The following is a 7,218-nucleotide window of genomic DNA, read 5'->3' on the forward strand; positions in this document are numbered from 1 at the left end:
ATTTTCCGATAACATAAAATTGTTATATTATTTTACGCATCATTCCAAAAGTAAAAGTCTTCCATTTCAATTTTAATTTTCTTCTTCAATTTTTTGTTGCTCGTATCAATCTATGCCATAATAATACCTGGAATAAGGAGTGATTAGATATGCAAAAGATTATGATTGTAGAAGATGACCCTAAAATTGCAAAACATTTGAAAACACATATCGAAAAGTACGGCTATCATGTAACGTGTGTAACTAACTTTGAAAAAATTATGGAAGAATTTAACAAAATCAATCCCGATTTAGTTCTCTTAGATATAAATTTACCAAGTTTTGATGGCTACTATTGGTGCAGGCAAATTCGCAGAGTGTCCGTTTGTCCTGTCATTTTTATCTCGGCTCGGATCGGTGAAATGGACCAAGTGATGGCACTGGAAAATGGCGGAGATGACTATATTACGAAGCCCTTCAGTGCCGAAATTGTCATGGCCAAAATTCGTAGCCAACTCCGGCGAGCCTATGGTGAATATGCGACAAGAACAGAAGAACGTGTATTGGAAATCGCTGGACTTAAGCTATATCCAGAGAGAATGGAGATGACGTTTCGTTCAAAAACCGTATCCTTATCCAAAAAAGAAACCGATATGATCGAAAACTTGATGGAACGTTATCCACGGGTAGCTGGTCGAGAAGACTTATTAGAAAAACTATGGGACAGCCAAGACTATGTTGATGAAAATACATTAAATGTAAATATGACGAGAGTTCGAAAAAAGTTTCAGGAAATTGGCTTACATGATGTTGTGGAAACAGTAAGAGGGGCAGGTTATCGCTTAAAGGTATCATGGAAGGATGATGTGCATTGAAATTATTTTTAAAAGAAAAATCCTTGCTCATTGCTGTCCAAGCTATCCAACTCATTGTCATCCTTTCCATCTTCTGGTTAGATGGATTCCGTGACATCCATCTCTTTCTTTATTCGACTTTTCTTACCTTTTTCTTACTCGGTTGTTATCTCATATATGACTATCTAACACGCAGGAAATTCTATCAACGCTTAACTCAGCCATTCGAATCACTGGACGAAAGTATTCAAAAGACAGACAATGTTCCCATTTCTAACGCTTTAGACGAACTCTTACATAAACAATATCAACTGTATCAAAATCAATTAAAGACCCTTGAAAATAAACAAGAAGAACATCGAAGGTTTATGGATCAGTGGGTTCACCAAATGAAAACACCTTTGTCGGTGATCGAACTTACGGCCCAAAACTTAGACGAACCTGAGTCCTCGAGCATCCGCGAAGAAACTGAACGAATGAAAAGGGGATTGAATACCGTACTTTATATGGCAAGGTTAAGAACAATTGAACAAGATTTTCACATAAAACCGGTGAACCTTGTAAAACTTATCAATGAGGTCAACGGGGATAACAAACGATTTTACATTCGCAACAAAGTATATCCAAAACTTGAAATTGAAAATGAAGCCATAACTGTTGAAACAGACGAAAAATGGTTGTTTTTTATTATCTCGCAATTGATTCATAATGCAGTTAAATATTCGGCCAATAAAAGTAATCGAATCATTATCTCCATTTATGAACGAGGAAAAGAAGCGATTCTTGAAGTTAAAGATTTTGGAATTGGCATCCCTGAAACCGATAAAAGACGCATTTTTGATCCTTTTTATACGGGAGAAAATGGTCGAAAATTCCGAGAATCGACAGGTATGGGGTTATATCTCACAAAGGAAACATTAAATATCCTTGGTCACGGGATTGAAGTGGATTCAACAGTCGGTAAAGGGACAACCTTTCGTATTATTTTTTCAGAAACCCAAAACATTACAAACTTGTAAGGTTTGTGAAAGAAGAATCGATAGTTAAATTGTGACAGACTAGTTATACTAATCACAGATCAACAAGAGAAAGGAGATCTGGTGATGTTAGAAGTAAAAAAAGTTAGTAAGATTTACGAAGGAAAAGTTGCCTATAAAGCTTTAAACAATATAGACCTATCAATTGAAGATGGAGAGTTTGTCGGCATTATGGGGCCGTCGGGAAGCGGGAAAACGACCCTTTTAAATATGATTGCAACCATTGATGAACCAACTTCTGGTGAAATATTAATCAATGGTAAAAATCCACACTTATTAAAGAAAGAGGAATTAGCGAAATTCCGCAGACGTGAATTAGGGTTTGTTTTTCAAGATTTTAATTTACTTCATACTTTAACTGTAGAAGAAAATATTGTTTTGCCACTCACACTCGATGGAAAAAAAGTAAAAGAAATGAAAGAGAAAGCACGGAAGATCGCGGAGAAATTGGGCATTACTTCAATTCTGAACAAACGTACGTATGAAATTTCCGGCGGTCAAGCGCAAAGGGTAGCCGTCGCTAGGGCCATGATTCATGTACCTAAATTACTTCTTGCTGATGAACCGACAGGAAATCTTGATTCAAAGGCATCTAAAGATGTGATGGCCATGTTGGAATCAATTAATAAAACTGAAGGAACAACAATGTTATTGGTAACCCATGACCCTCAAGCAGCAAGTTACTGTGATCGCGTAATTTTTATCCGTGATGGAAAGCTTTATTCGGAAGTTCACCGCGGTGAAAACCGTCAGGCCTTTTTTCAAAAGCTCATTGACACTCTTTCACTACTAGGGGGGGATGGCCATGACCTTTCGCAAATTCGCGTTTAATAATGTTGTTCGCAATAAACGTTTGTATGCGGCCTACTTCCTTAGCAGTATGTTTACAGTCATGGTCTTTTTTACATTTGGTATTTTCGCCTTTCATCCATCTTTAGCTGGCAATGAAATGAATGCAAGTGTAAAAACGGGAATGAATATCTCAGCAGGAATTATCTATGTGTTTTCTTTTTTCTTTATTTTATATTCCATGAGTTCCTTTTTAAATACAAGAAAACGAGAGTTCGGTTTACTCATGATCCAAGGAATGTCTGTCCGACAACTTCGTCGTATGGTATTCTTGGAAAACATGTTAATTGGCTTTTTTGCTACAATCGGCGGTATTTTGTTGGGATTGGTTTTTTCAAAATTTATTTTATTAATTGCAGAAAATGTATTGGTGATGGAAGCTCCTTTAAACTTTTATTTTCCGATTCACGCACTTCTCATTACCTTTGGTTCATTTACTTTGTTATTTTTCTTTATTTCGTTATTTGTTTCCTATATATTACGTAGTCGGAAACTGATCGATTTAATTAAGGGAAATAAAAAGTCGAAAGGTGAACCAAAAGCGAATATCTTTTTAACTATTTTAGCTGCCCTACTGATTGGCAGTGGCTATGCCGTCGCCTTAAACGTTGAAGGGGTAGCCGTCATTGCAGTAATGCTACCGGTTATTATTGTTGTAATTATTGGTACGTATTTATTTTTCACTCAATTAAGTGTGTATTTCATCCGGAAATTAAAAAAGAACGAGAATTTGTTTTGGCGGAAGACAAATATGATTTTATTCTCAGACTTGTCATTCCGAATGAAGGATAATGCGCGAACCTTTTTTATGGTAGCCATTGTTTCCACCGTTGCCTTTAGTGCTATTGGGACGTTATTTGGATTTCAGTCCTTTATCACAGCAAACATGAATACCAATCATCCATATACGTTCTCATCCTATAGCCCTGTTAACCAAGAACAACATGAAGTTGAGTTTATAAATGACACATTAAAAAAAGAAAATATCGAATCGATACATGATGAAACACTCCTCCGCTACTATGAAATCAATCAAAATACAGTTTTGATCACGAAGCAATCCGAGTTTAATCGTTTTGCAAAATTGTTAGGTGAAGATACAATCGATATTCAACCTGGTGAAGTGAAAGTCGTTGAATTTAAAAAAAGTAAATTTGGACACACAGAAAAGTTGCTTGAGCAGACCATTTCATTAACATCAGGTGAAACTTTAATTCCAGAGGGAGTTATTTCTTCAAGAGCCTTACCTACACTAGCTTCCTATTACGTTGTTTCTGATCAAGATTTCGAAAGGCTACCAAATCCAATAAGGGAAGAGTATTATCATGTATGGCAAGTAACCAAAGGAGAAAAAAACACATTATCAGCTTCTAAAAAAATCCTAGAAGCACTTCCCGATTATGAATTCTATTCTCGTGATTATATGATACATGAGGTAAATAAATATTATGGCCTCGTTCTATTTGTCGGTCTGTTTATCGGAATTGTCTTCTTTGTATCAGCTGGAAGTTTCCTTTATTTCCGACTTTATGCAGATTTAGACGAAGATAAGCAAAAATTCCGTTCAATAGCGAAAATCGGCTTATCTGAAAAAGAATTGAAAACAGTACTCACAAAACAAACGGCCATATTATTCTTCACACCGATTGTAGTGGCACTTGTTCATGGCGCTGTCGCTTTGACCGCCTTATCTCATTTCTTCTATTATGACATTACAAAAGTAGCCGTATCGGTGCTGGGGGTATTTTTACTAATCCAAATTGTATATTTTTACATTGTCCGCTTTTTCTACACGAAACAAATTAAGGCTGTCCTTTAGTTATGTTTTTTAAATTTAGAGTTCCTTACAATGTAGGGAACTCTATTTAACAAACGGTCGCTTGTACTGTTCCGTAGTGAAATTCATGATCCGTTGGAATATACTTTTTTACTACATATGGAGACGTCATCGCCGATAACATGGCACCATAATCCACCGAAAAAGAAACTGTATCACCAAGTTTCAATTTACACTTTGATGTATCCAAGACAATATGGTCACTACTTGAACCTAGAATATCAACGGGCAAAAGGGGCCGTAAGCCGGAAACGATGACATCCTGTCTACCAATATTTACAATTCCCCGTTTTATCATCCCTTTATCTTTAAAATGAACCTTTTCACCGAAAGCATTTTGTGCCGATTGCCCATAAGGAACAGATGACTTACGTTTCAGCTCAATGATTTCTGTAACTAACCGAAACGCGTCATTATAAAGTCCTGGAATCACTGTTCCATCAACCGTTTCCTTCCCTAATAAAATGGATTCACCTAAACGGAGATTGTTCACCTCACCCACATCATTGGTACGAATAAACCAATTATAATTTGCAGAATTCCCCCCTGAGATAATAGGAAGTTCAAGGTGAAATACTTTCCGTATCTTTCGGACTAACATTGAAAACTCCTTCATTTTCTTATCTGTAGGAACAATTCCACCGAAACAAGCAAAATTTGTCCCTAACCCGATCACTTCCACACCTTCTAATTTCAGAACTTCCTGTAAAAACAAAGGAAGTTCCTCTGGTAAGATTCCTTCTCGAAGATCTCCCATTTCAACCATTAATATAATTTTGTGTATTTTGTTTTGTCGTTTAGCTTCTCGAGATAGGGCATGTATCACGTCAAGATCACTGTTTAACGAAATATCCGCATACTGAACAACTTCACTGACTTCACTCAATGCTGGAATCCGTAGTAACATAAAACTTGAATTTAGGCCAGCCTTTTTGAACTTCTTTATATTTTTAATACGCGAGTCGGCTAAACTATGGATGCCGGCATTGAGCACCGCTCGGGCAATTTCAATACTCCCAGCTCCACCCTTTATTACACCTGTTATCTTTACACCTTTTTGTGCAAACAATCGTTTGAGCATTTTTGCATTATGTGTAATTTTATTTAAATGAATTTCGATTCTCGGAGTCGACTGCTCAATCACAGACCAGTTCCCACCATTCCTTTTTGTAATGATGGAAATACGTCAATAAGTTGATCAACAATTTTTCCAGGTCCATATTTTAATACATCTGTTGTCGGTAATTGATATAAACGTTCATAAGCTTTAATTGTCTGATCGATTTCCTTTTCTGTCATTTGCTCATGATTTAACGTAATGGCCACTACTTTTGTTCTTGCAAAATGTTCAATCAGTTTAATCTCGCTAACAACATCTGGCATCGGCAGAAACGGAAAGTCACCAAGTACTTTTCGTTTTGGTGGATGTTGTAAAATAACGGCTTGTGGTCTTGTACCTTTTAATATCCCGACTGAACTAGAATAGGCAGGGTGACTCAGCGCTCCTTGGCCTTCAATAACCATAATATCAGGGTGTTCTTCTTCGTAAGCCCGTATAACTTCATTTTCCAACTCACCTATCACATATTGAAGAGGAAACGCATCCATTGCCAGACCATATTTTGCCCCTTGAATGAGAGCCGTTTGACCTGTCGCTATAAAGGCCACTTTATAACCCCGTCTGCGAAATTCTTTCACTAATTCTATCGCTGTTGTGCGTTTTCCACATGCTCCATCAGTTCCAAGCACCGTCACCCGGGGTGTATCAATATTTAAAATGCGTCCAGAAAAAATTTGCCATTCACTTCGTGGCTTCGGTTTGCGAATATCGCGAATGGTTACGCCGAATCGTTCAGCATACTTGACCATTTCTGGATCATCCGTTAAAAACTCCTGTAAAGGGTTAACAATATGCATACCTGCTTCTATTGCTTGGAAAATTACTTGCCGTTCTTGCTTTTGTAAAAATGCTTGTGCTGGAGCAATACCAAAGATAAAAACTTGTGGCTTTTCTGGTAACATCGTTAACGCCTCATCTAAACTTGCATAAATAGGGATTCCGTTCTTTTTTTGGTCCAAATATTCCCCCGCATCCAGCCCTGCTTTCGTGCTGTCAATAATTCCCACAATATCGTAAATACCTGATTCACGAACTAATCCATTTGCTGTTTTACCATCCATAGTACCAAATTGATTTTCACAATAGATAATGGCTTGATTTCCCATTGAAACCCCTCCTAAACTTTGTGAAATTCAATTTAAAACCAAAAAAAGAACACCTATATGCATTGAGATTGCGACCGTAGTCCCAATACTAAAGTGCAAAAGTGTTCTAAATACGACTATAAAAATTTTATATATCCCTGCAACGCTTTAGTACTGGTTAGACCACTACTAAATTTTAGTATAATACTAATAAAATAATTTTGCAAATTATAAATAATTTAACATTTTTCGTCAAGATATTTTTTCCAAAAAAATAGGAAAACTAACAAATGACTAGTTTAATAGAAGGGATATTTTTGCTTTACACAGCATATGGTAACGTCAAGAATTTTGTGTAAGGTTCTATAGAGTATCCTCAGATTATGCTGTATTTGATAATAAATTCATTTATCTGTTTCCCACTAGGAGACTGAATATTCAGTCTCCTAGTGGGAAA

At 36.6% G+C, this 7,218-nt stretch carries 6 protein-coding genes; 4 read left to right on the plus strand and 2 right to left on the minus strand.

Features of this window, described 5'->3' with window-relative positions; all coding sequences use genetic code 11:
- The first annotated feature begins 149 nt into the window (after positions 1–149).
- The 4 genes from OEV82_RS11800 to OEV82_RS11815 all read left to right on the plus strand — a co-directional run bounded on the left by OEV82_RS11800 (position 150) and on the right by OEV82_RS11815 (position 4,538).
- On the plus strand, positions 150–854 hold the full coding sequence (locus tag OEV82_RS11800) for a response regulator transcription factor (protein ID WP_263061991.1): 705 nt from the start codon (positions 150–152) through the stop codon (positions 852–854).
- Entirely contained in the window at positions 851–1,852 is a 1,002-nt protein-coding gene (locus OEV82_RS11805; protein ID WP_263061992.1) for a sensor histidine kinase, read from the plus strand. Before OEV82_RS11800 ends, OEV82_RS11805 begins: the two co-directional genes overlap by 4 nt.
- Positions 1,853–1,936: 84 nt before the next feature.
- Positions 1,937–2,701 (plus strand): ABC transporter ATP-binding protein, encoded by a 765-nt coding sequence (locus OEV82_RS11810; protein ID WP_173658066.1) that lies wholly within the window; start codon positions 1,937–1,939, stop codon positions 2,699–2,701.
- Positions 2,676–4,538 carry an ABC transporter permease gene (locus OEV82_RS11815; protein WP_173658067.1) on the plus strand — a complete coding sequence of 621 codons (1,863 nt, stop codon included), beginning with the start codon at positions 2,676–2,678 and terminating at the stop codon, positions 4,536–4,538. The genes OEV82_RS11810 and OEV82_RS11815 overlap by 26 nt, the downstream gene beginning before the upstream one ends.
- Positions 4,539–4,584: 46 nt before the next feature.
- Here the strand turns inward: OEV82_RS11815 and OEV82_RS11820 are convergent, their stop codons facing one another.
- Complete coding sequence (locus tag OEV82_RS11820; protein ID WP_263061993.1) at positions 4,585–5,700, minus strand: alanine/ornithine racemase family PLP-dependent enzyme; 1,116 nt, start codon at positions 5,698–5,700, stop codon at positions 4,585–4,587.
- On the minus strand, positions 5,697–6,782 hold the full coding sequence (locus tag OEV82_RS11825) for a DUF1611 domain-containing protein (protein WP_263061994.1): 1,086 nt from the start codon (positions 6,780–6,782) through the stop codon (positions 5,697–5,699). Before OEV82_RS11825 ends, OEV82_RS11820 begins: the two co-directional genes overlap by 4 nt.
- Positions 6,783–7,218: the final 436 nt, after the last annotated feature.

Source organism: Pallidibacillus thermolactis (assembly GCF_025660415.1).
GTDB lineage: Bacteria > Bacillota > Bacilli > Bacillales > Caldibacillaceae > Pallidibacillus > Pallidibacillus thermolactis.

Coding starts and splice junctions, on each gene's coding strand:
- OEV82_RS11815 (WP_173658067.1), top strand. CDS start 2,676: ATGACCTTTCGCAAATTCGCGTTTAATAATGTTGTTCGCAATAAACGT.
- OEV82_RS11810 (WP_173658066.1), top strand. CDS start 1,937: ATGTTAGAAGTAAAAAAAGTTAGTAAGATTTACGAAGGAAAAGTTGCC.
- OEV82_RS11825 (WP_263061994.1), bottom strand. CDS start 6,782: ATGGGAAATCAAGCCATTATCTATTGTGAAAATCAATTTGGTACTATG.
- OEV82_RS11800 (WP_263061991.1), top strand. CDS start 150: ATGCAAAAGATTATGATTGTAGAAGATGACCCTAAAATTGCAAAACAT.